This is a genomic window from Stenotrophomonas maltophilia (genome assembly GCF_002799155.1).
GTDB classification, from domain to species: domain Bacteria; phylum Pseudomonadota; class Gammaproteobacteria; order Xanthomonadales; family Xanthomonadaceae; genus Stenotrophomonas; species Stenotrophomonas maltophilia_R.
The window spans coordinates 1,503,628-1,528,483 of record NZ_NERD01000002.1; the positions used below are offsets into that span (position 1 = coordinate 1,503,628).

The 24,856-nt window shown below is 66.7% G+C and carries 16 protein-coding genes and 2 pseudogenes; 12 read left to right on the plus strand and 6 right to left on the minus strand.

The features are described from left to right. The first annotated feature begins 4 nt into the window (after positions 1–4). The 4 genes from greA (at position 5) to B9Y82_RS07625 (ending at position 6,409) form a co-directional block, all read left to right on the plus strand. The gene (greA, locus tag B9Y82_RS07610) at positions 5–469 is read left to right on the plus strand and encodes a transcription elongation factor GreA (protein WP_026347191.1); all 465 of its coding nucleotides are present in this window, start codon (positions 5–7) and stop codon (positions 467–469) included. A 4-nt stretch (positions 470–473) separates the two neighbouring features. Further along, positions 474–1,391 (plus strand): phosphoglycerate mutase, encoded by a 918-nt coding sequence (locus tag B9Y82_RS07615; RefSeq protein ID WP_100472161.1) that lies wholly within the window; start codon positions 474–476, stop codon positions 1,389–1,391. 205 nt (positions 1,392–1,596) lie between these two features. After that, positions 1,597–3,354, plus strand: coding sequence for a single-stranded-DNA-specific exonuclease RecJ (recJ, locus tag B9Y82_RS07620; protein ID WP_100472162.1), 1,758 nt, complete (start codon positions 1,597–1,599; stop codon positions 3,352–3,354). A gap of 145 nt (positions 3,355–3,499) precedes the next feature. Continuing rightward, the gene (locus tag B9Y82_RS07625; protein WP_100472163.1) at positions 3,500–6,409 is read left to right on the plus strand and encodes a VIT domain-containing protein; all 2,910 of its coding nucleotides are present in this window, start codon (positions 3,500–3,502) and stop codon (positions 6,407–6,409) included. A gap of 102 nt (positions 6,410–6,511) precedes the next feature. Here the strand turns inward: B9Y82_RS07625 and B9Y82_RS20850 are convergent. Beyond that, positions 6,512–6,646 (minus strand): annotated as a pseudogene (locus B9Y82_RS20850) (acyltransferase family protein); the annotation flags it as partial. On the opposite strand from B9Y82_RS20850, the pseudogene B9Y82_RS07630 reads away from it, so the two are divergent. From B9Y82_RS07630 to B9Y82_RS07665, 8 genes and pseudogenes are all read left to right on the plus strand, one after another. Beyond that, positions 6,639–6,976 (plus strand): annotated as a pseudogene (locus B9Y82_RS07630) (LytTR family DNA-binding domain-containing protein); the annotation flags it as partial. The pseudogenes B9Y82_RS20850 and B9Y82_RS07630 overlap by 8 nt on opposite strands. Before the next feature lie 16 nt (positions 6,977–6,992). Then, a protein-coding gene (prfB, locus tag B9Y82_RS07635) for a peptide chain release factor 2 (protein WP_014037064.1) occupies positions 6,993–8,118 on the plus strand; the annotation gives its coding sequence in 2 pieces (ribosomal slippage) (positions 6,993–7,067 and positions 7,069–8,118; 1,125 coding nt in all). A 45-nt stretch (positions 8,119–8,163) separates the two neighbouring features. Continuing rightward, on the plus strand, positions 8,164–8,946 hold the full coding sequence (locus tag B9Y82_RS07640; RefSeq protein WP_019661470.1) for a helix-turn-helix transcriptional regulator: 783 nt from the start codon (positions 8,164–8,166) through the stop codon (positions 8,944–8,946). A 674-nt stretch (positions 8,947–9,620) separates the two neighbouring features. Then, positions 9,621–11,006, plus strand: coding sequence for an NAD-dependent succinate-semialdehyde dehydrogenase (locus B9Y82_RS07645; protein ID WP_100472164.1), 1,386 nt, complete (start codon positions 9,621–9,623; stop codon positions 11,004–11,006). A gap of 63 nt (positions 11,007–11,069) precedes the next feature. Then, positions 11,070–12,710, plus strand: coding sequence for an acetolactate synthase large subunit (locus B9Y82_RS07650; RefSeq protein WP_100472165.1), 1,641 nt, complete (start codon positions 11,070–11,072; stop codon positions 12,708–12,710). A gap of 187 nt (positions 12,711–12,897) precedes the next feature. After that, positions 12,898–14,409, plus strand: coding sequence for a lysine--tRNA ligase (lysS, locus tag B9Y82_RS07655; protein WP_100472166.1), 1,512 nt, complete (start codon positions 12,898–12,900; stop codon positions 14,407–14,409). A 205-nt stretch (positions 14,410–14,614) separates the two neighbouring features. Further along, positions 14,615–15,760, plus strand: a complete 1,146-nt coding sequence (locus B9Y82_RS07660; protein ID WP_014037069.1) for a response regulator — start codon at positions 14,615–14,617, stop codon at positions 15,758–15,760. Continuing rightward, the gene (locus tag B9Y82_RS07665) at positions 15,757–17,931 is read left to right on the plus strand and encodes a response regulator (protein WP_100472167.1); all 2,175 of its coding nucleotides are present in this window, start codon (positions 15,757–15,759) and stop codon (positions 17,929–17,931) included. The genes B9Y82_RS07660 and B9Y82_RS07665 overlap by 4 nt, the downstream gene beginning before the upstream one ends. 71 nt (positions 17,932–18,002) lie before the next feature. On the opposite strand, the gene B9Y82_RS07670 is transcribed toward B9Y82_RS07665, so the two are convergent. The 5 genes from B9Y82_RS07670 to betI all read right to left on the minus strand — a co-directional run bounded on the left by B9Y82_RS07670 (position 18,003) and on the right by betI (position 24,834). Further along, positions 18,003–18,875: a crotonase/enoyl-CoA hydratase family protein gene (locus B9Y82_RS07670; RefSeq protein ID WP_100472168.1), complete on the minus strand. Its 873-nt coding sequence runs from the start codon at positions 18,873–18,875 to the stop codon at positions 18,003–18,005. Between the two features lie 161 nt (positions 18,876–19,036). Further along, entirely contained in the window at positions 19,037–20,713 is a 1,677-nt protein-coding gene (locus B9Y82_RS07675; protein WP_100472169.1) for a long-chain fatty acid--CoA ligase, read from the minus strand. Between the two features lie 233 nt (positions 20,714–20,946). Further along, positions 20,947–22,629: a choline dehydrogenase gene (betA, locus tag B9Y82_RS07680; protein WP_100472170.1), complete on the minus strand. Its 1,683-nt coding sequence runs from the start codon at positions 22,627–22,629 to the stop codon at positions 20,947–20,949. 101 nt (positions 22,630–22,730) lie between these two features. Further along, positions 22,731–24,203 (minus strand): betaine-aldehyde dehydrogenase, encoded by a 1,473-nt coding sequence (gene betB / locus B9Y82_RS07685; RefSeq protein ID WP_100472171.1) that lies wholly within the window; start codon positions 24,201–24,203, stop codon positions 22,731–22,733. A 40-nt stretch (positions 24,204–24,243) separates the two neighbouring features. After that, positions 24,244–24,834, minus strand: coding sequence for a transcriptional regulator BetI (gene betI / locus B9Y82_RS07690; RefSeq protein ID WP_005409501.1), 591 nt, complete (start codon positions 24,832–24,834; stop codon positions 24,244–24,246). Between the last annotated feature and the right edge of the window lie 22 nt (positions 24,835–24,856).

Here is a 24,856-nt window from a genome sequence, read left to right on the forward strand (position 1 = left end):
CCCCATCACGATGAAGGGCGCGCAGAAGCTGCGCGACGAACTGGATCACCTGAAATCGGTCAAGCGCCCGAAGGTGATCGCCGCGATCGCCGAAGCGCGTGAGCATGGCGACCTGAAGGAGAATGCCGAGTACCACGCCGCGCGCGAGGAACAGGGCTTCATCGAAGGCCGCATCAAGCAGCTGGAAGGCGAGCTGTCGCACGCCGAGATCATCGACGTGAGCAAGCTCAATGCCGGCTCCAAGGTGGTGTTCGGCGCCAGCGTGACCCTGGCCGACGTGGAAACCGACGAAGAGAAGAAGTACCAGATCGTCGGTGACCTGGAAGCGGACATCAAGCTGGGCCTGATCGCCATCTCCTCGCCGGTGGCGCGTGCGATGATCGGCAAGCTGGAAGGCGATTCGATCGTGATCGATGCCCCGGCCGGCCAGCGCGAGTACGAGATCGTCAGCGTCAGCTACGTGGACTGACACGGTGGCAACGGCGACCCTGCTGTTGCCGGCGCGCAGCCGCTTTGCCGCGGCTGCGCTGCCGGACGATGTGGCGCGTGCGCTCGGCCGCGCCACGGCCGTGCAGGTCGCACCGGGCGAACGCGCGCAGCTGACGCGCCATTTCACGGTTAACGCGCCGCACTGGCCGGTGGCCGCGTTGACCCGCCAGCGTGACGTTGGCGATGCCGCCGGCGCCAGCTGGCTGCGCGCCGATCCGGCCTGCATGGTGCCGGACATGCATGGCGCGCGGATGATGGCCTACGGCGAAACCCTGCGGCCGACGCTGGCTGACTGCCTGGCCCTGCTGCCGGTGCTGCAGCCGTTGTTCGCCGATGCCGGGTTCGTGCTAGACGCACCGGATCCTGCGCGCTGGTACCTGCGGCTTCCGATCGACCTGGCCCTGCCGGACTTCGACAGTCCGGACGAGGTGCTGGGCGATGACCTGTTCTCGCACCTGCCGGAAGGCGAGGGCGGTCGCCGCTGGCGGGCGCTGATGACCGAAGCGCAGGTGCTGCTGCACAACCATTCCTGGAACCAGCAGCGCGCCGCGCAGGGACAACAGCCGATCAATTCGCTGTGGTTCTGGGGTGGCGGCGTGATGCCGGTCTCGGTCAGTACGCCGCACGCCCAGGTGCGCAGCCGCGATGCGCTGCTGCAGGGCCTGGCCCTGGCGGCTGGCGTAGCCGTGGATGGCGAGCAGGCGGTGGATGCGCTGGTCGATCTGCGCCAGCTTCGCTCTTTACAGCAGCTCGGCAACGATGCGATTCGCCCGCTGCTGGCCGCGCTGAGGCGTGGCGAGCTGCAGCGGCTGGTGCTGGATTTCGAGGATGGCCTGCAGTTCCAGCTGGACCGCGGCCAGCGCTGGCAGTTCTGGAAGAAGCCGCGGCAACTTCACGATTGATCGGGGTCGGATCCGTTTTCCATGGGAAAACGGCTCTGACCCCCGATGATTGCCGGGGTTGTCGGCCAGCGGCCGGCACTACCGCAGGTAACGGGCGAAGCCCTGCAAGCCTCAACGAACCTCGCTGACCACCGTCGGAAGCGTCCAATCCCCGCCGTTCCCGCGCGCGGTATCATCCCTCTGTCTTTCGTAACCGGCGATGCCGATGTCCCTTGCCGCCGATGCCGCGCAGCCCAGCTCTGATACGCCGATGATCCGCCGCCGCGATGCGGTCGTGCCCGGCAGCTGGCCGGAGGGCACGCTGCCGTTGCTGGCGCGTCTCTATGCCAATCGTGGCGCAGGCACACCGGAACTGGCGCTGCCGAAGCTGGTCAGCCTGCATGCGCCCGAGCTGCTGACCGGCATCGATGATGCGGTAGGCCTGCTGGTCGAGGCCATCGCCAATGACAAGCGCATCCTGGTGGTTGGCGATTTCGATTGCGATGGCGCCACCGCCTGTGCGGTCGGCGTGCGAGGCCTGCGCATGCTCGGCGCACGGCACGTCTTCCACGCGGTGCCGAACCGCATGGTGCACGGCTACGGCCTGTCGCCGTCACTGGTGGAGGAGCTGGCCGAGCTGAAGCCGGACCTGCTGGTCACGGTCGATCACGGCATCGCCTGCCACGCGGGCGTGACTGCGGCCAAGGCACGTGGCTGGCAGGTGCTGGTCACCGATCACCATCTGCCGGGCCCGCAGTTGCCGCCGGCCGATGTCATCGTCGATCCCAATCTGGACGGCGATGCCTTCCCCAGCAAGTCGCTGGCCGGCGTCGGCGTGATCTTCTACGTGCTGATGGCGCTGCGCCGGCAGATGCGCGAGGCCGGTGTCTTTGCCGATGGCAAGGGCCCGGACCTGACCACGCTGCTGGACCTGGTGGCGGTCGGCACCGTTGCCGACCTGGTAGCGCTTGATCCGAACAACCGTGCGCTGGTCAGCGCGGGCCTGCGCCGGCTACGCGCAGGGCAGGGCTGTGTCGGCCTGCGTGCGCTGATCGAAGCCAGCGGTCGTGACGCCGCGCGACTGACCGCCACTGATATCGGCTTCGCGCTCGGCCCGCGTCTGAACGCTGCGGGCCGGCTGGAGGACATGGCACTGGGCATTGCGCTGCTGCTGACCGAAGACCCGCGCCAGGCGCGCGAGATCGCGCAGACGCTGGAGCAGATCAATTCGGAACGGCGCGCGGTGCAGCAATCGATGACCGATGACGCCGAGCAGGCGCTGGCCCGTGTGGTGCTGGACATGGCAGGGCAGCGCCCTGTGGCGGCCTGTTTGTTCGATGCCGACTGGCACCCGGGCGTGGTGGGACTGGTCGCGTCGAAGATGAAGGATCGCCTGCATCGCCCGGTGGTCGCCTTCGCCCCGGCCGAACCGGGCGCCGACACGCTGCGTGGCTCCGCGCGCTCGATTCCCGGCCTGCACATCCGTGACGCGTTGGCACTGGTCGACGCGCGCCATCCGGGCCTGATCGACCGCTTTGGTGGCCACGCCATGGCGGCCGGCCTCAGCCTGCGGCTTGATCATGTTGACGCCTTCAAGGCGGCCTTCGTCGCTGTCGTGCTGGAAATGCTCGACCCGGCGGCACTGCAGCAGCAGGTGCTCAGCGACGGCGAACTGGCCGCCGACGAGCTCGACCATCGCCACGCCGACGCGCTGCGCTTGGCCGGGCCGTGGGGGCAGGGCTTCCCCGAGCCGCTGTTCGACGGCCACTTCGAGGTGGCCAACTGGCGCGTTCTGAAGGAGCGCCACCTGAAGCTGGAACTGCGCCTGCCGGGCTTACCTGGCACGATCAACGCGATTCATTTCGGTGGCTGGCACGGCAACCCGCCGGGCCGCCACGTGCATCTCGCCTACCGGCTCGCCTGCGACGACTATCGCGGCGGCAGCGCCATCCAGCTGATCGTGGAGCACTGCCTCCCTGCATGAAAAAAAGGGACGGAGGGGATTAAGTCGTTCTTGCCTTGTTTGCCAATTGCGACTTAATCCCCTCCGTCCCCTTTTTGGGGGCCTCGCCAACCCCATTCCGGCTGTTCGTGCGTTCAACGGTCCACGATCCCACTGGAGCCCTGTCATGGTCTTCGCCCGTTGCTGCAGCGTGTTGATGCTTGCCCTCGCGATCTGGCCCACCGGCGCGCAGTCGCCACGCATTGCCCGGCCGCATGCCACCACCCCGTTGCTGATCGCCCCCGCCGCCGAACAGCCCGTGCAGCTGCAGCGCGCCCTCATCGAAGGCGAAGTCCAGGCCGGCGTCGCCCAGACCCGGATCACCCTGGAGTTCCACAACCCGAACCGGCGCGTGCTTGAGGGTGAGCTGCAGTTCCCGCTGACCGATGGCCAGCAGATCAGCGGCTTCGCGCTGGACATCAACGATGAACTGCGCGACGCCGTGCCGGTGCCGAAGGACCGTGGCCGCCAGGTGTTCGAGGAAATTGCCCGCCGCGGTGTCGACCCGGGCCTGCTGGAACAGACCGCCGGCAACCAGTTCCGCCTGCGTATCTATCCGCTGCCGGCCGGCGGCAACCGGCGCGTGCAGCTGGTGATCCGCGAGCCGTTGGCCTTCGCCGGCCAGGGCTGGCAGTGGACGCTGCCGCTGCAGTTTGCCGCCGGTGCAGCCTCGGTTGAACTGAAGCTGCAGGCTCCCGGCGCGGCCACCGCGGGTACGGCTCCGTTCCGTATCAATGCAGGCTATCTGCACTGGCAGGGCAGGGGTGCGCAGTTGCCGGCCCAGCTGCAATGGAGCCTGCCGGCGGCACGTCAGGCACAGGTGCAGGTGGCACGCTGGCAGGATGGTCACTACCTGCTGGCGCAGCTGCCGGTGGCGGTCAGCCACACGCCGCGCACGCTTCCCAGCGAAATCGGCCTGCTGTGGGACGGTTCCGGGTCCTCCGGTCAGCGCGACCGGGCGCGTGAGTTCGCACTTCTGGATCGCTATTTCGCCGCGATGGGTGACGGCACGGTCGCATTGACCGTGCTGCGCGACCGCGCCGAACCGGTGCGTCGATTCCGTATCCGCGCCGGCAACTGGAACGAGTTGCGTGCAGCACTGCAGGCCGTACGCCCGGATGGTGCCAGCGCGCTGGCGCAGTGGCAGCCGCAGCCGAGCGTGAAGGAATATCTGCTGGTCAGCGATGGCCTGCTGACCTATGGGCCGGAAGCATTGTCAGCACTCGCGCCGGAGCAGCGCCTGTTCACGGTCAGCAGTGCCGGTGCGCGAACCGATGCAGTGCGCCTGCGCGGCTGGAGCGAAGCGCATGGCGGACGCTTCGTCGCGCTGGGTAATGATGTTGATGCGGCCGCTCGCGAACTACTGTCGTCGCCGTTGGACGTGCAGGTCGATGCGGGCCGTGGCGTACAGGATGTTGTGATCGATCGCCGCAGCGAGGCCGAAGGCTGGCTGTGGCTGCATGCTCGCCTTGCGGCGGACGGCGTGCCGATGCGGGTGCGCGTGGGCGGCGGTGAATGGCAGGCACTGCCGGCAACCCAGAAGAGTGATGACGGTGAACTGCTGGCCGGCTTGTGGGCGCAGGGCCGTCTGCAGCAGCTCGGCGCCGACCGCCGAGGCAACCGCGAAGCTATGCAATTGCTGTCACAGCAGTTCGGCCTGGTCGGTCCGGACACCTCGTTGATCGTGCTGGAAACCCTGGATGACTACCTGCGCTACGCGATCCGCCCGTCCGGCAAACTGCGCGCGGAGTACGATGCCCGTTTCGCACGGCAGGTGAGCGATCGCGCCGCTGCCGATCGCCAGCGCTTGGACCAGGTTGCCGCACGTTGGAAGGAGCGCCAGCAGTGGTGGAACCGTAGCTGGCCGAAGGGAGTGCCTCCGCAGTTGAAGGGCGGGGCGCTGGAAGTTGCATCCGCGGACTATGCGACGGACTCGGCGCCGGTGGCGATGCTGGCCGCGCCGGCCCCCGCGGCACCGCCCGCCCCCCCGCCGATCGCGGCGGCCGAGCAACGCATGGAAGCCAGCAGCGCGCGTGCACGTCGCTCGGCGTCTGCATCCAACAAGGCGCTGGATCTGATCACAGTGACCGGCAGCCTTGAGGCCACGCCCGCTGCCGCCAACGACGGCCAGCTCGGCATCCAGCTGGCGGCCTGGCAGCCGGACTCGGCCATCGCCCGTCGCCTGCGCCAGGGTCCGCCGTCGCAGCTCTATGACCGCTATCTGGCTGAGCGTGATGCCCACGCCGACAGCAGCGCGTTCTTCCTCGATGTGGCCGATCTGTTGCTGGAGCAGGGCCAGCGCGACCTGGCACTGCGCGTGCTGTCGAACCTGGCCGAGATGGACCTGGACAACCGCCACCTGCTGCGCGTGCTCGGCTACCGGCTGTTGCAGGCTGATGCCCCCGCACTGGCGGTGCCAGTGTTCGAGCAGGTGCTGGCGATGGGCCAGGAAGAACCGCAGAGCTTCCGCGACCTGGGCTTGGCACTGGCGGCCGCCGGCAAGCCGCAGCAGGCGCTGGCGCCGCTGTACCAGGTGGTGGTGCGGCCGTGGGACAACCGTTTCGATGGCATCGCCCTGATCGCGCTGGATGAGCTGACCAACCTGGTGGCACGCAGCACGCCGCGCCTGGACACCCGCAGTATCGAACCGCGCCTGCTGCAGGCGATGCCGCTGGACCTGCGCGTTGTGCTGTCGTGGGATGCCGACAACAGCGACATGGACCTGTGGGTGACCGACCCGAACGGCGAGCGCGCGTACTACGGCAATCGCCTGACCTATCAGGGTGGGCAGATGTCGCAGGACTTCACCGGCGGCTATGGTCCCGAGCAGTTCTCGCTGCGCAACGCCAAGCCCGGCAAGTACAAGGTGGAGGCAAATTACTTCGGCAGCCGTCAGCAGCTGGTGACCGGTGCGACGACTCTGATGCTGCGCCTGACCACGCACTGGGGCACGGCCAAGCAGAAAGACCAGATGGTGACGATGCGGTTGAAGGATCGCGCTGAAACCGTGCTGGTAGGCGAGTTCGAGGTGAAATGACCGATCCCGGGCTTATGTAGCGTCGAGCTTGCTCGACTGCCTCGAGGTGGAGCCGAGCCCATGCTCGGCTCATGGCAGAGGTAGCCGGGCATCGGTTCGGCGCTACAAGGACACGGCGCGTGCGATCGTCGACGCTGGCGGATCGGCGCGCAGGCCAAACAGAGGTCGCAGCCAGCGCGAGCGTCGGATCGGCAGCTCGTGGATCACCAGGCAGCCGCCGACGGTGCCGGCCACTGCGGACGTGGAGTACGCCCAGGCGGCGGGGAACTACGTGAACCTGCGGGTACGCGGCCACGACTACCCGCTGCGGATCACCATGGCGGTACTGGAGCAGCGGCTGGACCCGGGCGTGTTCCTGCGCCCGCACCGCAGCTGGCTGATCCATCGGGGCCAGCTGCGCTCGATCGAGCCGCTGGACGGGGGCGAGGCCCTGCTGCATATGGCCACGGAGCCAAGGTGCCCTGCAGCCGGCGCCAGCTGCCGTTGCTGCGGCAGGCGCTGGGGGCAGGGTCAGGCCCTCATTCCGGGCACCCGCGGCCTGCGGTATCATTGCCAGTCATCTTTTGAATGCATAACCGCCGACATGATCGAACTGAATCCTGTCCGCCAGCGCATCACCGATCTGACCGATCGCGTGCTGTCGCTTCGGGGGTATCTTTGACTACGACGCCAAGAAAGAGCGTCTTGAAGAAGTAACGCGGGAGCTGGAAAGCCCCGACGTTTGGAACAACGCCGAATACGCCCAGAACCTGGGCCGCGAGCGTTCCAGCCTGGAAAAGACCGTGGGCGGCATCGCCTCGGTGCTCGATGGCCTGAACGACGCCACCGAACTGCTGGAGCTGGCCGAGTCCGAGCAGGACGAGGACACCGCACTGGCCGTGGTCGCTGACCTGGACAAGCACCAGGCGCACGTGGAGAAGCTGGAGTTCCAGCGCATGTTCTCCGGCGAGATGGACAATGCTGCCGCGTTCGTCGACATCCAGGCCGGTGCCGGTGGCACCGAAGCCCAGGACTGGGCCGAGATCCTGCTGCGCATGTACCTGCGCTGGTGTGAATCGCGCGGCTGGAAGACCGAGCTGATGGAAGTCTCCGGTGGCGACGTCGCCGGCATCAAGTCGGCCACGCTGCGCGTGGAAGGCGACTATGCCTACGGCTGGCTGAAGACCGAGACCGGCGTGCACCGCCTGGTGCGCAAGTCGCCGTTCGACTCGGACAACCGCCGCCACACCAGCTTCACCTCGGTGTTCGTGTCGCCGGAGATCGATGACAACATCGACATCACCATCAACCCGGCCGACCTGCGTACCGACGTGTACCGTTCGTCCGGTGCCGGTGGCCAGCACGTGAACAAGACCGAGTCGGCGGTGCGTATCACCCACATCCCGACCAACATCGTTGTGGCCTGCCAGACCGGCCGCAGCCAGCACCAGAACCGCGACAACGCGATGAAGATGCTGGCCGCCAAGCTGTACGAGCTGGAGATCCAGAAGCGCAACGCCGAAAAGGACGCCGTGGAAGCCACCAAGTCCGACATCGGCTGGGGCAGCCAGATCCGCAACTACGTGCTCGACCAGAGCCGCATCAAGGACCTGCGGACCGGCATCGAACGCTCGGACACGCAGAAGGTGCTGGACGGCGACCTGGACGAGTTCGTCGAGGCCAGCCTGAAGGCCGGCCTGGCCGTGGGCTCCAAGCGCGTCGATGCCTGATCGACCCGCCTGCGCGGATATCATCGCTCTCCGTGACGGGGAGCGATGATGCGCAGCGAAAGTGAACGCAAGGAACTCGGTGGCTTCCTCAAGGCCTGCCGTGCTCGTGTCGACCCCGCCACGCTCGGCCTGCCGGCCGGGCGCCGGCGTACCCCGGGCCTGAAGCGCGAGGAAGTCGCACTGGCGATCGGCGTCAGCGTCAGCTGGTACACCTGGATCGAGCAGGGCCGCGAAGTGCGCGCCTCGCCCGAGGTATTGGAGCGGCTGGCGCAGGTGCTGCGCATGAGCGACGACGAACGCGCCTATGCGTTCGCGCTGTCCGGCTACGGCGTGCCGCTGGAATCACCGGACGAGAGCGTGACCGACGGCCTGCGCCAGCTGGTGGAAGCGATGCAGCCGATTCCGGCCTACGTACGCAACACCCGCTTCGACATCCTGGCCTGGAACCCGGCCATCGCCGACCTGTTCGTGGACTACAGCCAGTTGGCGCCGCATGAGCGCAACACGTTGCGGCTGATGTTCCTGTACCCGCCATACCGCACGCTGATCCTCAACTGGGAAGAAATGACCCGCGGCCTGTTGGCCGGCTTCCGCGCGGCGATGGCGCAGGCACCGGACAAGGCACCTTTCCTGGCGCTGGTCGAGGACATCGCGGCGCACAGCGAGGAGTTCCGCCAGTGGTGGCCGGAGCACGACGTGCGCCGGTTCGATGAAGGCGCGAAGAAGCTGAACCATCCCACGCGCGGGTTGCTGGACCTGCAATACGTGGCGCTGGTGCCGGAGAGTCGGCACGATCTTTCCCTGGTGACCTACCTGCCGCGGAAGTAGGGGGTGTTCGGCAGGGCTTGCAGCGCTGCACCTGCTTCAAGCCGAAGCAACGGCAACAGCAACAGCGAGCTATCCGTAGGTTGGCGGGGCGGTGTCGAAGTGCGGGGACGCCGCAAGTACGTCCGTGTAGGCTTGGCAGCCGCTTGCTCGTGTGCGCAGTCCTGCGCACACGGCAAGACCGGGGTTGGGCGTCCTGCCCAACCCGCCCGAGGCATGCCTCGGGCCCATGCGGCTGACACCCCGCACTCCGACACCGCCCCACCTCTGACAATTTCCCGTGATCTGGTAGATCCACGCCATGCGTGGATGGTTTTCGATCTCAATTGGAGATATTTGATTCCGAAAGAGATTCAGCCACGAATGGCGTGGATCTACTGTGGCGACCTTACTTGTGTCTGGGGCAGAGCCCCCTGAGTCAGGGGGCGGCCGCGAAGCGGCGGGGGTCTGGGAGCTGGTAAGTGGGGCCCGCGGTTCGCGTAGCGAAGCGTGGGAGCGGCAGCGCGCATGCGATGGCGCGTACCCAGGGCGCAGCCCTGCCAGGACAACCCACCCCATTCAGGCAGGTAAGTACAGGTCACAGGATAAGCAGACGCCTTGTTGCTGCCATCGATCAGGTCCACATTCCTGTGCAGGAGACGGGCCGCCGCCCGTTGTCGAGACACCAGGAGACCTGCATGTCCGCTGCCCCCACTACCGCCATTTCCCGCGATCCGGCCACCGGCCTGCAGATCGCCAGCCATCCCTTCGCGACTGATGCCGAGCTGGAAGCGATCCTCGACCGCAGCCAGGCTGGTTTCGCCGCCTGGAGCGCCAGCAGCCTCGAACAGCGCGCGCAGGTGTTGCGCGCGATGGCGGGCGTACTGCGCCGTGACCGCGAAAAGCTGGCCGCGCTGGCCACCGCCGAGATGGGCAAGGTGCAGGCCGAATCGCTGGCCGAGATCGAGAAGTGCGCCGTGCTGTGCGACTGGTACGCCGACCACGGTGCGCAGTTCCTGCGCGACGAACCGACCCAGGTACCCGACGACAAGGCCTACGTGTCCTACCTGCCGCTGGGCGTGGTGCTGGGCATCATGCCGTGGAACTTCCCGTATTGGCAGGTAATGCGCGCGGCAGTGCCGATCCTGATGGGCGGCAACGGCTTCCTGCTGAAGCCGGCCGAGAACATCGTCGGTACCGCGCAGCTGCTTGACGCGGCCTGGCGCGATGCTGGTCTGCCGGAAGGCACCTTCATCGCCGCCAACATCAGCCGCGACGGCACCAGCCGTGCGATCGCCGATGACCGCATCGCCGCCGTCACCCTGACCGGCAGTGTGGCCGCAGGCCGCAGCATCGCCGCCCAGGCCGGGCAGGCGTTGAAGAAGGTGGTGCTGGAGCTGGGCGGCTCGGACCCGTTCATCGTGCTGGCCGACGCCGATCTGGACGCTGCCGTCGATGCGGCGGTGGCCTCGCGCTTCCAGAACACCGGGCAGGTCTGCATTGCCGGCAAGCGCATCATCGTTGAAGACGCGGTGTACGACCGTTTCGTGGCGCAGTTCTGCCAGAAGGTGCAGGCGCTGACCATCGGCGACGGCCGTGAAGCCGGCAACCGTATCGGCCCGATGGCACGCCAGGACCTGCTGGAACAGCTGGACGCGCAGGTACGCGCTTCGGTCGACGCGGGCGCGCAGCTGCTGGTCGGCGGCCATCAGCTGGATCGCCCGGGCGCGTTCTATGCCCCCACCGTGCTGGCCGACGTGGAGCCGGGCATGCAGGCCTTCGATACCGAGACCTTCGGTCCGGTGGCCTCGATCAGTCGCGCCCGTGATGCCGACCATGCAGTGGAGCTGGCCAACCAGAGCGAGTTCGGCCTCAGCGGCAACCTGTGGACCGGCGACCGCGCCCGTGCGATGCAGCTGGCGCGCCGGCTGCAGACCGGCGGCGTGTTCGTCAACGGTTTCTCCGCTTCGGACCCGCGCGTGCCAATCGGCGGCGTGAAGAAGAGCGGCTTCGGCCGTGAGCTCTCGCACTTCGGCATCCGCGAATTCGTCAACGCGCAGACGGTGTGGTTCGACAAGCGTTGACGCGCAGCTTCCATCCTTCCTGCAACGATCCATCATCAGTCCAGCGAAAAGGACGGCATTCCAATGTCCAAGGGTTCAGATCTGCTCGTCGCCGCGCTTGAGAACGAAGGCGTCGAGCGCATTTTCGGTATTCCCGGCGAAGAGAATCTCGACGTGGTCGAGTCGCTGCGCCATTCCAGCATCGAGCTGGTCATCACCCGCCACGAGCAGGCAGCGGTGTTCATGGCGGCCACCTACGGCCGCCTGACCGGCAAGCCCGGCGTGTGCCTGGCCACGCTTGGCCCGGGCGCGCTCAACTTCACCACCGGCGCCGCCTACGCGCTGCTGGGCGCGTGGCCGGTGATCATGATCACTGGCCAGAAGGGCATCGTGGCCAGCAAGCAGGCGCGTTTCCAGATCGTTGACATCGTCAGCACGATGAGGCCGCTGACCAAGCAGGCGCGGCAGATCGTCTCGGCGCGCACCATCCCGACGATCGTGCGCGAGGCATTCCGTACTGCGCTGGAAGAGCGCCCGGGCCCGGTGCTGCTGGAGCTGCCCGAAGACATCGCGGCCGATGAGGTCGGGGAGGTGGCGCTGATTCCGCCGCACGCGGTGGATCGTCCCATTGCCAGTCCGGAAGCACTGGATCGCGCGGCGGACATCATCCGCAACGCCAAGCGTCCGCTGCTGATGATCGCCTCGGCGGCATCGCGGCCGCAGTCCAGCGACGCGCTGTCGGCGTTCGTGCTGCGCGCGGGCATTCCATTCTTCACCACGCAGATGGGCAAGGGTGCGGTAGCCGGTGGCTCGGGCCTGTACATGGGCACCGCCGCGCTGACCGAGCGTGACTACGTGCACATGGCGATCGATCAGGCCGACGTGATCGTGACCATCGGCCACGAGGTCACCGAGAAGCCGCCGTTCGTGATGCGCGCGGGTGGGCCGACCGTGATCCATATCGGATACTCGCAGGCGGCGGTCGAGCAGGTGTACTTCCCGCAGGTGGAAGTGATCGGCGATATCGGCCGTTCGCTGACCCAGCTTGCCGACCGTATCGAAGGTGCAGTGCCGAACGCCGACGCGCTGCTGCCGCTGCGCGCGACCATTCTGGAACACCTGGCTGACCGTGCCGAGGACGCTGGATTCACCCCGCAGCGCCTGGTGCATGACGTGCGCCAGGTGATGCCGCCGGACGGCATCGTGGCGCTGGACAACGGCATGTACAAGATCTGGTTTGCGCGCAATTACCGCACCCAGGTGGCCAATACGCTGCTGCTGGACAACGCGCTGGCGACGATGGGCGCTGGCCTTCCGTCGGCGATCATGGCCTCGATCCTGTATCCGCAGCGGCGGGTGCTGGCGGTGTGTGGCGATGGCGGATTCATGATGAACAGCCAGGAGCTGGAGACCGCGCGCCGGCTGGGCCTGAACCTGGTGGTGCTGATCCTCAACGACGGCGCCTACGGGATGATCCGCTGGAAGCAGGCGGTGGATGGCTTCACCGACTACGGCATGACCTTCAGCAACCCCGATTTCGTGAAGTACGCCGAGGCCTATGGCTGCAAGGGCCACGAAGTGACGGCCATCGAGCAGTTCATTCCAACCCTGGAAGCGGCCTTCAACGAGGGTGGGGTGCACCTGGTGTCGGTGCCGGTGGACTATTCGGAAAACCAGCGGGTACTGGTGGACGAGTTGCGTCAGGCGTTCCCTGGAAACAGGTAGATATCCAGGGTCCAGGGAGGGGCCCGGATGGGGTCAGATCCCTTTTGCCTCGTAAAAGGGATCTGACCCCAGGCTGCTACCGGGCGGGCGGGCGTGGCCGGGGCCGGGGCAGGGCGGTTTTGGTATGCTGGGCAACCGGCTGCGCCGGGCGCAACATCCCCCCTCACTATACGATTCCCGCAGATCCATGAGCGAAGCTACCGATACCCCCCCCGTCGACGAAAACAAGTTGATCGCCGAGCGCCGTGAGAAACTCAAAGCGCTGCGTGGGCAGGGCATCGCGTACCCGAACGACTTCCGTCGCGAAGACTTCGCCGGCCGCCTGCAGGAAGAATTCGGCGATGCTGAAACCTGGACCGCCGAGGCCCTGGAAGGCAACGGCCGGCAGGTGAAGATGGCGGGCCGCCTGATGGCCAAGCGCATCATGGGCAAGGCCAGCTTCGCGCAGATCCAGGACGAGTCCGGCCGCATCCAGCTGTTCCTGCAGGGTGCCGTGCTGGGCGATGCCTACACCGCCTTCAAGGGCTGGGACGTGGGCGACATCATCGCCGTCGAAGGCGGCCTGACCCGCACCAAGACCGGCGAGCTGTCGGTCAAGGCCGAATCGATCCGCCTGCTGACCAAGTCGCTGCGCCCGCTGCCGGACAAGTGGCACGGCCTGGCCGACGTCGAGCAGCGCTACCGCCAGCGCTACGTCGACCTGATCGTGACCCCGGAGTCGCGCGCGGTGTTCATCAAGCGCTCGAAGATCATCCGCGCCATGCGCGCGTGGCTGGACAACCGCGACTTCCTGGAAGTCGAGACGCCGATGATGCATTACATCCCCGGCGGCGCGGCGGCCAAGCCGTTCACCACCCACCACAACGCGCTGGACCTGGACCTGTACCTGCGCGTGGCACCGGAGCTGTACCTCAAGCGCCTGACCGTGGGTGGCCTGGAGCGCGTGTACGAGATCAACCGCAACTTCCGCAACGAAGGCGTCAGCACGCGCCACAACCCGGAATTCACCATGATGGAGCTGTACGAGGCCTATGCCACGTACAACGAGATCATGGACCTGACCGAAGGCGTGATCCGTGACGTGGCCAAGGCGGTCAACGGCGGCACCGAGGTGGAGTGGGACGGCGCGAAGATCGACCTGGGCCCGGCGTTCCGCCGCTGGCGCATGGACGAGGCGGTGCGCCACCACAACCCGGAAATCTCCGCCGCGGACTGCACCGACCGTGACGCGCTGCTGCGGCATTGCGAGCGCTTGAAGATCCGCGTCAAGCCGTCCTACGGCTGGGGCAAGCTGCTGCTGGAGATCTTCGAGGCCACTGTCGAGCACACCCTGATCCAGCCGACCTTCATCACCGATCACCCGGTGGAGGTCTCGCCACTGGCCCGCGCCAACGACAATGATCCGGGCTACACCGACCGCTTCGAGCTGTTCGTCAATGGCAAGGAACTGGCCAACGGCTTCTCCGAGTTGAACGATCCGGAAGACCAGGCCCAGCGCTTCCAGGCCCAGGTGGCCGCGAAGGAAGGTGGCGACGACGAGGCCATGCACTACGACGCCGACTACATCCGTGCGCTGGAGTACGGCATGGCGCCGACCGGCGGCCTGGGCATCGGCGTCGATCGCCTGGTGATGCTGCTGACCGGCAGCAGCTCGATCCGTGACGTGTTGCTGTTCCCGTACATGCGTCCGGAGCAGTAAGTCGTCTTTTTGACTCCTGATTGTGCGCGCCGTCCCGAAACGAGACGGCGCGATTGACGCCTCCCGCACTCGGCGTATCGTTATTGCACTACCTTGACGCTTGGTATGGCTTGATCGGCGCCATGGGGAGTGCACAGCGTGGAGAGCCCGCTTCACAATGTGATGACGATCATGAATCGGGACGCATGACACGGGAGTCAGGCCGATGCAGGGTGCGAGCGTTCGCAGCGGCAGAGTATCCTCGCCTGCTGATGATCCAGCATGGTCGAAAAACCAGGCAGAGTACGCGTTGAACATCGTCATTGTTGACGACCAGACTTCCGCCCGGACGATGCTGCGTCACGTCATCGAGGACATCGCGCCAGAACTGAGCGTGTATGACTTCGGCGATCCGCTGACCGCATTGGCGTGGTGCGAGGCGCATCCGGTCGACCTGCTGCTGCTCGATTACCGCATGCCGGAGATGGACGGGCTGGAATTTGCCCGTCGCTTCCGGCGCCTGCCCAAGCACCGCGACATTCCGGTGATCCTGATCACCGTGGTCGGCGACGAACCGATCCGGCAGGCCGCGCTGGAAGCGGGGGTTATTGATTTCCTGGTCAAGCCGATCCGCCCGCGCGAACTGCGTGCGCGCTGCTACAACCTGTTGCAGTTGCGCCAGCAGACCGAGAACGTGAAGCAGCGGGCGTTGTCGTTGGAGCAGCGCCTGCTGGCCAGCATGCATGAAGTCGAAGAGCGGGAGCGCGAGACGCTGTCGCGGCTGGCGCGTGCGATCGAGTTCCGTGACGCCGGTACCAGCGCCTACCTGGAACGCATGGCACGCGTGGCCGGCCTGATTGCCGACCAGCTCGGGCTGCCCGAAGAGGAGGTGCGCCTGATCGAGATGGCCGCGCCGCTGCACGACATGGGCAAGATCGCCATCCCCGATGCGGTGCTGCTCAAGCAGGGCAAGCTCAACGAGGAGGAGCTGGCGATCATGCGCCGGCACCCGCGGATTGGCCATGAACTGCTGAGCGGCAGCCAGAATCGCTTCATCCAGGTTGGCGCCTTGATCGCACTGCGTCATCATGAGCGTTACGACGGCAGCGGCTATCCCGATGGACTGGTTGGCGATGCGATTCCTCTGGAAGCGCGCATCGTGGCCGTCGCCGATGTCTTCGACGCCCTGATATCCCCCCGTCCGTACAAGGAAGCATGGACCATGGAAGCCACCCTGGCTTATCTCTACGCCCAGCGTGGCCGCCTGTTCGATCCCCGATGCGTGGACGCGCTGCTGCGCGGCCGCGAACAGCTGGACCAGATCTGCGCCGAGCATTCGATGGCGTCCGCGCGCCCGGGGCTGGGCGCGTGAAACGCCTGTTGTCGCAGCTGCGGCTGCGCCTGTCCCAGCGCCAGGACAGTGAGCACGGCCAGCAGATCGTCCGCATTGCCCTGATCAGCCTGATCCTGGCCTACGTGCTGCTGCCGGCGCCACGCCACGATCTGCCGCATGCGCAGTACGTCGGCGTGCTGGCGATCGTGCTGACCGGCCTGAGCCTGTCGCTTCTTCTGTTCGGTTGGCTGCTGTGGCGGCCGGCGCGTTCCGATCCTCGCCGCGTGCTGGGCATGCTGGCCGACTATGGGCTGATCGCTGCCGGCATGGTTCAGATGGGCGAACCGCTGGCCTGGGTCTACATCGTGGTGATGTGGGTGACGGTCGGCAACGGCATGCGCTTTGGCAACCACTACCTGTACGTGGCGGTGGCCATGGCGATGGTGAGCTTCGGTTGCACCGTGCTGCTGACCCCTTATTGGCAACAGAATTTCCGCCTGGCCATCGGCCTCTGGCTCGGCCTGGCGGCGGTGCCGCTGTACTTCTCGACGCTGCTGCGGCAGTTGACGGAAGCGATGGCCGAGGCGCGCCGCGCCAGCGAGGCCAAGAGTCGGTTCCTGGCCAACATGAGCCATGAGTTCCGCACGCCGTTGAACGGTCTCAACGGCATGACCGAAGTGCTGGCGACCACGCGCCTGGACGACGAGCAGCGCGAGTGCCTCAACACCATCCAGGCATCATCGCGCAGCCTGCTGGCGCTGGTAGAGGAAGTGCTGGACATCTCGGCCATCGAAGCCGGCAAGCTGCGCGTGGTGGCCGAAGACTTCGCCGTGACCGATGTGATCCAGGCGATCGGGCTGATCCTGCTGCCGCAGGCCAAGGCCAAGCGACTGGACTACCGGGTGAAGGTCGCCGATGGCGTGCCGCCACGCGTGCGCGGCGATGTCGGGCATCTGCGGCAGATCCTGTTGAACCTGGCCGGCAATGCAGTCAAGTTCACCGACCACGGCCGGGTCGAGATCCGTGTCGGCGTCGTCCATGCGGACACCAATGGCGCGGTGCGGCTGCGCTTCGACATCCTCGATACCGGCATCGGCGTGGCACCGGCCATGCGTGCGCGGCTGTTCGATGCCTTCGAGCAGGCTGACGTCAGCATGGCGCGCCGCCACGAGGGCACCGGCCTGGGCACGACCATCGCCAAGGGGCTGGTCGAAGCCATGGGCGGTGACATCGGCTATCTGGAAAACCCGCCGCGCGGCAGCCACTTTTGGGTCGAGCTGCCGTTCGCGCCGCCGCAGCCGCTGGTGCCGGGCGCGGTGCCGAGCCTGACCGGCGACGAGGACGTGGGGCCGGGCGGCAACGTGATCGCCTTTGCCGATCCGTTCCTGCGCCATCGCGCCCGCGTGCGCAGCATGCAGATCCTGGTGGCCGACGACCACGAGGCCAACCGCATGGTCCTGCAGCGCCTGCTGCAGAAGGCCGGGCATCGCGTGCTGTGCGTGGACGGCGGCGAGGCGGTGCTGGATGCCCTTGCCGACAGCGAGTTCGACGCGGTCATCGTCGATCTGCACATGCCGGGCATGAGCGGGCTGGACATGCTCAAGGAGCTGCGGGTCATGCAGGCCGGCGGTGGTCCGCGCACACCGGTGCTGGTGCTCAGCGCCGATGTCACGCCCGAGGCGATCCAGCGCTGCACCCAGGCCGGTGCGCATGCCTTCCTGGCCAAGCCCGTGGTGGCGGTCCGCCTGCTCGATACCCTGGCCGAGATCGCCAACAACGCCCAGTTGAAGACCATGGCTGCGCCGGTAGTGCGGCCGGCGGCGCTGCAGGATGGGGTGCTCGACAGCAGTGTGCTGGACGAACTGGCCTCGCTGGGCATGGGCGAGGGTTTCGAACGCGAGTTCATCCGCCAGTGCCTGGAGGACGTGGCGGGCTGCATGGGCAAGGCCGAGCAGGCCGGCGAGGCCGCGCGCTGGGATGTGTTCCGCGAGCAGTCCCACGCGATCAAGGGCGTGGCCAGCAACCTCGGCCTGATGCGCGCGTCCAACCGCGCCGGCGAGCTGATGCGGATGGCCGACTGGCAACTCAAGACCGAATGGCGCCCGCGCCTGGACATCCTGCAGGAGGCGATCAAGGAAGGCCGGCGTGCGCTGGAGGCACGGGCCGAACGCCGGCTGCGCGGCGCTGCTGACGATGGCGAGGCGCGCTGAACCACGGCAAGGGCCATAAAAAAAGCCCGGTGGCCAACCGGGCTTGAACCCATCCTGGGGGAGGGGATGAATCAGGCCACGTCGAGGCTGGCGCGACGGGTCTGGGCCTTGATCAGGCGATCCATGGTGCGCAGCGAGCGGTCGCCGAGAGCCAGGGCGGAATCGACCCATACCTTGGTGATCTCCAACAGTTCGTCGTAGCTGACAGGCTGGGCAATGCTGCGTGCGGCGTTCATTGCCAGGTAGGACTGTGGGGTGCGCTGCTGCTGGCGGATCAGTTCTTCGACCGCCGCGCGGCCTTCGCCCTTCTTCACCAGCACGTCGACCACGCCCATCGCATGCATTTCCTCGGCGCTGTAGACCCGGCCGTCGAGGATGATCTTCTCGGCCAGATGTGGTGACACACGGCGGCACAGGAACGAATAGGCGCCCATGCCCGGGAACAGGCCGAACAGAACCTCGGGCAGGCCCATGCCGCTGCCTTCCTCGGCCACGATGGTGTGGCAGGCCAGCGCCATTTCCAGGCCTCCGCCAAGGGCGTCGCCCTGGATCAGGGCGATCGAACGGACGTCGCCGCCGAACCCGGTATGCAGGTGGTGCACGCCCTCCACGCAGCGCTGGGCGTAGTTCAGCAGGAGATCGCGGTTGCCTTCGCGAATCAGGCGGGTGAACAGGTCCAGGTCACCGCCCAGGTTGTAGGCGACGGCGTCGGAGGCCAGCACGAAATGCCGCAGCGTGCCGTTGTGGCGTTCGGCAGGGCCGCGGGTGATGGCCGCCATATAGCTCCACATCTCGTCGAGCATGTCCTTGCGGCAGCAGGGACGGATGCCGGTGGCGGCGTCGGCGTGCATGAACAGCCAATGGGCAGCGCCGTCGGCACTGTCTTCGGTACGGATGGTGGCAAAAGGCGAGCCGCTTGAGGGCAGCTTTTCGATGGTACTCATGGAAGGGTCCTCGGCATGCGGCCCGCAGTGTCAGGTGGGTGGCCGGCGGGCCGAACGGTCCACACACGCGGCGATGCTACACCGCCTCAGGGCCGGCCCATGCGAAAGGGCCCAGGACGTTTCCGCCCCGGGCCCGGTACTGCTCAAACTGCCGCAAACCCTTACTGGGCGGGCGTATCGCGGAGTTCGCGACGGAGGATCTTGCCGACGTTGGTCTTCGGCAGCTCCTTTCGGAATTCAACGATTTTGGGATGCTTGTAGCCGGTCAGGTTGGCCCGGGCATGTTCCTTGACCATTTCGGCGGTCAGGTTCGGGTCCTTCTTGACGATGACCACCTTCACCACCTCGCCGGACTTGTCGTCCGGCACGCCGACCGCGGCCACTTCCAGCACGCCCGGCATCATTGCGATCACGTCCTCGACTTCATTCGGATAGACGTTGAAGCCGGACACCAGGATCATGTCCTTCTTGCGGTCGACGATGTAGAAGAAGCCCTGCTCGTCCATCTTCGCCATGTCGCCGGTGTGCAGCCAGCCGTCGGCATCGATGGTCTTGGCGGTTTCCTCCGGGCGCTGCCAGTAACCCTTCATCACCTGCGGGCCCTTGATGCAGAGCTCGCCAACCTCGCCCAGCGGCAGGATGGCGCTGTTGTCGTCCTTGATGCAGGCATCGGTGGACGGGATCGGCAGGCCGATCGAACCGTTGTACTCGGTCAGGGTGAGCGGGTTGATGCAGGCCGCCGGCGAGGTCTCGGTCAGGCCATAGGCCTCGACCAGCGTCACGCCGGTGACCTTCTTCCAGCGCTCGGCCACGGCGCGCTGCACGGCCATGCCGCCACCCAGGGTGACCTTCAGCGACGAGAAGTCGACCGTGTCGAAACCGGGGGTGTTGAGCAGTCCGTTGAACAGCGTGTTGACGCCGGTGATGGCGGTGAAGGGCGCCGATTTGAGCTCCTTGACGAAGCCCTTCATGTCACGCGGGTTGGTGATCAGGTGGTTGCAGCCACCGAATTTCATGAAGACCAGCCCGTTCGCCGTCAATGCGAAGATGTGGTACAGCGGCAGGGCGGTGATGATCCACTCCTTGCCCATCTCGATGCCCGAGGCACTGATCCAGGCCGAGGCCTGCTGCATGTTGGCGATCAGGTTGCGGTTGGTCAGCATCGCGCCCTTGGCCACGCCGGTGGTGCCGCCGGTGTACTGCAGGAACGCAATGTCGTCGTGGTCGATCTCGACCTTGGGCAGGCTGTGGCGGCTGCCGAGCTTGAGCGCCTGGCGGAAGCGCACGGCGCCCTTGAGATGGTAGTTGGGCACCATCTTCTTGATGTACTTCAGCACGAAGTTGACGATCACGCCCTTGGCGCCGAGCAGGTCGCCCAGGCCGGTGGTGATCACGTGCTTGACCGGGGTATCGGCGATGACCTGCTCGACGGTGTCGCCGAAGTTGTCGACCACCACCAGTGCGGTCACGCCGGCATCGACCAACTGGTGCTTGAGCTCGCGGGCGGTGTAAAGCGGGTTGACGTTGACTACGGTCAGCCCGGCGCGCAGCACACCGAAGGTGGCCACCGGGTACTGCAGGCAGTTGGGCATCATCAGGGCGACGCGGTCACCCTTCTTGAGCGTGAGCTCACCCAGCAGGTAGGCCGCGAACTGTTCGACCAGCGCGTCGGTCTCGCCGTAGGTGAGCACCTTGCCGAAGCTGGAGTAGGCGGGACGGTCGCGGAATTTCGCGACGGAAGCGTCGAAGACCGAGGCTACCGAATGGAACTCGTTGACGTCGATCTCTGCGGGAACGCCTTTCGGATAGCTCTGCAGCCAGGGACGATCCAGACTCATATTCCCCCTCCAGGAATCGTGATGTAATAGGTTCCGGCCCTGAGCGTATCGGTAACGGCCGGTCATTGCAGCATACCCCGCCGTAGGGAAAACGCGAAGAGGGGTTCGCGGGGGCTGCAACGGTAGGTGCCGACCTTGGTCGGCACAGGATTGCGAGGAGCGCTGCGGGGGCGTGCCCACCAAGGTGGGCACCTGCCGGTTTGGGGTATGGGTCTGCCGAAGGGCCGCCTGCGTCAGCCCTGCTTGCGTACCGGTGCGCCGTTGGCCTTGTAGTACGGCGCGGTGCTGCGCGCCAGCGGGGTGCGGCCGCGGATCACGTCGGCCAGCTTCTCGGCCATCATGATGGTCGGTGCGTTGAGGTTGCCGGTCACCACCTGCGGCATGATCGAGGCATCGACGATGCGCAGGCCTTCCAGCCCGTGCACACGGCCCTGGCCATCCACCACCGCCATCGGGTCGTCGGCATGGCCCATCTTGTTCGAGCACGACGGGTGATAGGCGGTCTCGGCATGCTCGCGCACGAACGCATCGATCTGCGCATCGGTCTGCAGCGCGCTGCCCGGCGAGATCTCGCGGCCGCTGTACGGCGCCAGTGCCGGCTGCGCGAAGATCTCGCGGGTGATGCGGATCGCCGCGCGGAACTCGCGCCAGTCCTGGTCGTGCGACATGTAGTTGAACAGGATGCTGGGATGTTCGCGCGGGTCCTTCGAGCGCACATGGATGCGGCCGCGGCTGGGCGAGCGCATCGAGCCGACGTGCATCTGGAAGCTGTGCGCCTTGATCGGGTTGGAGCCGTTGTAATTGATCGCCACCGGCAGGAAGTGGTACTGCAGGTTCGGCCAGTCGAACTCGGCGTCGCTGCGGATGAAGCCGCCGGCCTCGAACTGGTTGCTGGCGCCGATGCCGGTGCCCAGGAACAGCCACTCCGCACCGATCGCCGGCTGGTTGTACAGCTTCAGTGCCGGCGCCAGCGACACTGGCTTCTTGCACTCGTACTGCAGGTACATTTCGAGGTGGTCCTGCAGGTTGGCACCGACGCCCGGCAGGTGGTGCACGACGTCGATGTCCAGGCTGCGCAGCAGGTCGGCCGGGCCGACGCCCGAGCGCTGCAGGATCTGCGGCGAGGCGATGGCGCCGCCACACAGCAGCACTTCGCGGCGGGCAGTGGCGCGCTGCGGCTGGTCGTTGTGCAGCCACTGCACGCCCACCGCGCGCTTGCCCGAGAACAGGATGCGGTCGGTCAGCGCGTGGGTGACGATGGTCAGGTTCGGGCGCGGCTTGGCCAGGTCCAGGTAGCCGCGGGCGGTGCTGGAACGACGGCCCTTCGGGGTCACCGTGCGGTCCATCGGGCCGAAGCCTTCCTGCTGGTAGCCGTTGAGGTCGTCGGTGCGCGGGTAGCCGGCCTGCACGCCGGCTTCGACCATTGCAGCAAACAGCTCGTTGTTGCCGGCCTTGGGCGTGGTCACGCGCAGCGGGCCATCGCCACCGTGGTAGTCATTGGGGCCGATGTCACGGGTTTCCGCCTTGCGGAAGTACGGCAGGCAGTCAAGGTAGGTCCAGTCTTCCAGGCCCGGCATGCTGGCCCAGTTGTCATAGTCCATCGCATTGCCGCGGATGTAGCACATGCCGTTGATCAGCGACGAGCCACCCAGGCCCTTGCCGCGGCCGCAATCCATGCGGCGGTTGTTCATGAAGGGCTCGGGATCGGTCTTGTACGCCCAGTTGTAGCGCTTGCCCTGCAGCGGGAAGGCCAGCGCCGCCGGCATCTGGGTACGGAAGTCGAGCCGGTAGTCCGGGCCACCGGCTTCCAGCAGCAGCACGCTGACATCGGCATCTTCGGTGAGGCGGGTGGCCAGCACGTTGCCGGCCGAGCCGGCGCCGATGATGATGTAGTCGTACTCGTTATGGGTGCTCATGGGTGTCTCCTGCAGGCCGGGGCGCGCTGCATGCAGGCGTCCCGGCGGGATGTCGGATCGGCGCGGTGGCCGGACGATGGGGCGGGCTCGCGGCGCGCCGGTCAGAACACGCTGGCGTAGTCGCCCAGCTCGACCTGCACCGACTTGATGCGGGTGTAGTGGCCGAGGGTGGAGATGCCGTTCTCGCGGCCGACGCCCGATTCCTTGTAGCCACCAACCGGCATTTCCGCCGGCGATTCGCCCCAGGTGTTGATCCAGCAGATGCCGGCTTCCAGGCGGTGGATGATGCGGTGGGCGCGGCTGACGTCCTTGCTGACCACACCGGCGGCGAGGCCGAAGGTGGTGTCGTTGGCACGACGCACCACTTCGTCTTCGTCGTCGTAGGCGAGGATGCTCATCACCGGCCCGAAGATCTCTTCCTTGACGATGGTCATGTCATCGCGGCAGTCGGAGAACACGGTCGGCAGCACGTAGGCGCCGTTGGCCAATGCGCCTTCGGTGGCACGGCCACCGCCGGTCAGCAGGCGGGCGCCTTCGGCCTTGCCGCTCTCGATGTAGCGCAGCACGTTCTCCATGTGCGGGAAGCTGGTCAGCGGGCCGAAGTTGGTCTCGGCGGCCATCGGGTCACCGATGCGGATGCGCTTGACGCGCTCGACAACGGCGGCTTCGAACGCAGCCAGCATGCTGCGTGGCACGAACACGCGGGTGCCGTTGGTGCAGACCTGGCCGGAGCTGAAGAAGTTGGCCATCACTGCGATGTCGGCAGCGCGGTCAAGGTCGGCGTCATCGCAGATCACCAGCGGCGACTTGCCGCCCAGTTCCATGGTCACTTCCTTCAGCGACGAGGACGCGGCGCTGGCCATGACCTTCTTGCCGGTGGCAACGCCGCCGGTGAAGGAGATTTTCTCGATCACCGGGTGCTCGGTCAGCCACTGGCCGATCTCGCGGCCCGGGCCCTGCACGACGTTGAATACGCCAGCGGGCACGCCGGCCTCGGTGTAGATCTCGGCCAGCTTGATCGCGGTCAGCGGGGTCACTTCCGACGGCTTGAACACCATCGCGTTGCCGGCCGCCAGGGCCGGGGCCGACTTCCACATCGCGATCTGGATCGGGTAGTTCCAGGCGCCGATGCCGGCGACCACGCCCAGCGGCTCGCGACGGGTGTAGAAGAAGCTCGACTCACGCAGTGGCAGTTGGATGCCTTCGATGGCGGTGGCCAGGCCGGCGTAGTACTCGACCACATCGGCGCCGGTGACGATGTCCACGGTGGTGGTTTCAGCCAGTGCCTTGCCGGTGTCCAGGGTTTCCAGATGGGCCAGTTCGTCGTTGCGCTCGCGCAGGATCTCGACGGCGCGGCGCAGGATGCGCGAGCGCTCCATGGCGGTCATCGCCGCCCACACCTTCTGGCCTTCGGCCGCGCTCTGCACGGCGCGCTCGACATCGGCCTGGCTGGCGACCTGCACTTCAGCGATCACTTCGCCGGTGGCCGGGTTGACGGACTTGAAGGTCTTGCCGCTGGTGGCATCGACACGCTGGCCGTGGATGTAAAGCTGTTGGACGGGCAGGGCGGTCATGGGGCGTACTCCTTGGAAGGGGGGCGGGATGCTGAAACGCTTATAGCGCGACAGCCTGCAACTGGAAGTCGATGTAGCCGTAAGCGATGCGCCGGGACTTCTCGGCGTTGAACTGGCCGCCGACCAGGCTGCCGCGCAGCCACAGGCCGTCGATCATGGCGGCCAGGCCGCGGGCGGCCAGGCGGGCCTGCGGGTGGGGCAGCAGGCGGTTGAACTGGTGGCACAGGTTGGAGAACAGGCGCTGGTCGTTGGCGCGCTGCAGCCGGGCCAGTTCCGGCTGGTGCATGCTGGCGGCCCAGAAGGTGAGCCAGACGCGCATCGCGGTGCCATTGATCTGGCTGTCGTCGAAGTTGCCATCGACGATGGCGCGCAGCTGCTCGCGCGGGTCGTCGCTGGCGTCTGCGCGGTAGCGGGCGACGGCGTCCTTCAGTTCGCGCAGGATCTGCCGCATTGCAGCATTGAGCAGGCCGTCCTTGTCGCCGAAGTAGTGGGCGACGATGCCGCTGGACAGCCCTGCCTTCTTCGCGATGGTGGCGACGGTCGCATCGGCCATGCCGATCTCGTCGATGGTCTGGAAAGTGGCCCGGATCAGCTGTTCGCGCCGTACCGGTTCCACGCCTTTCTTCGGCATTGTCTCTCCACGGATTGCGACC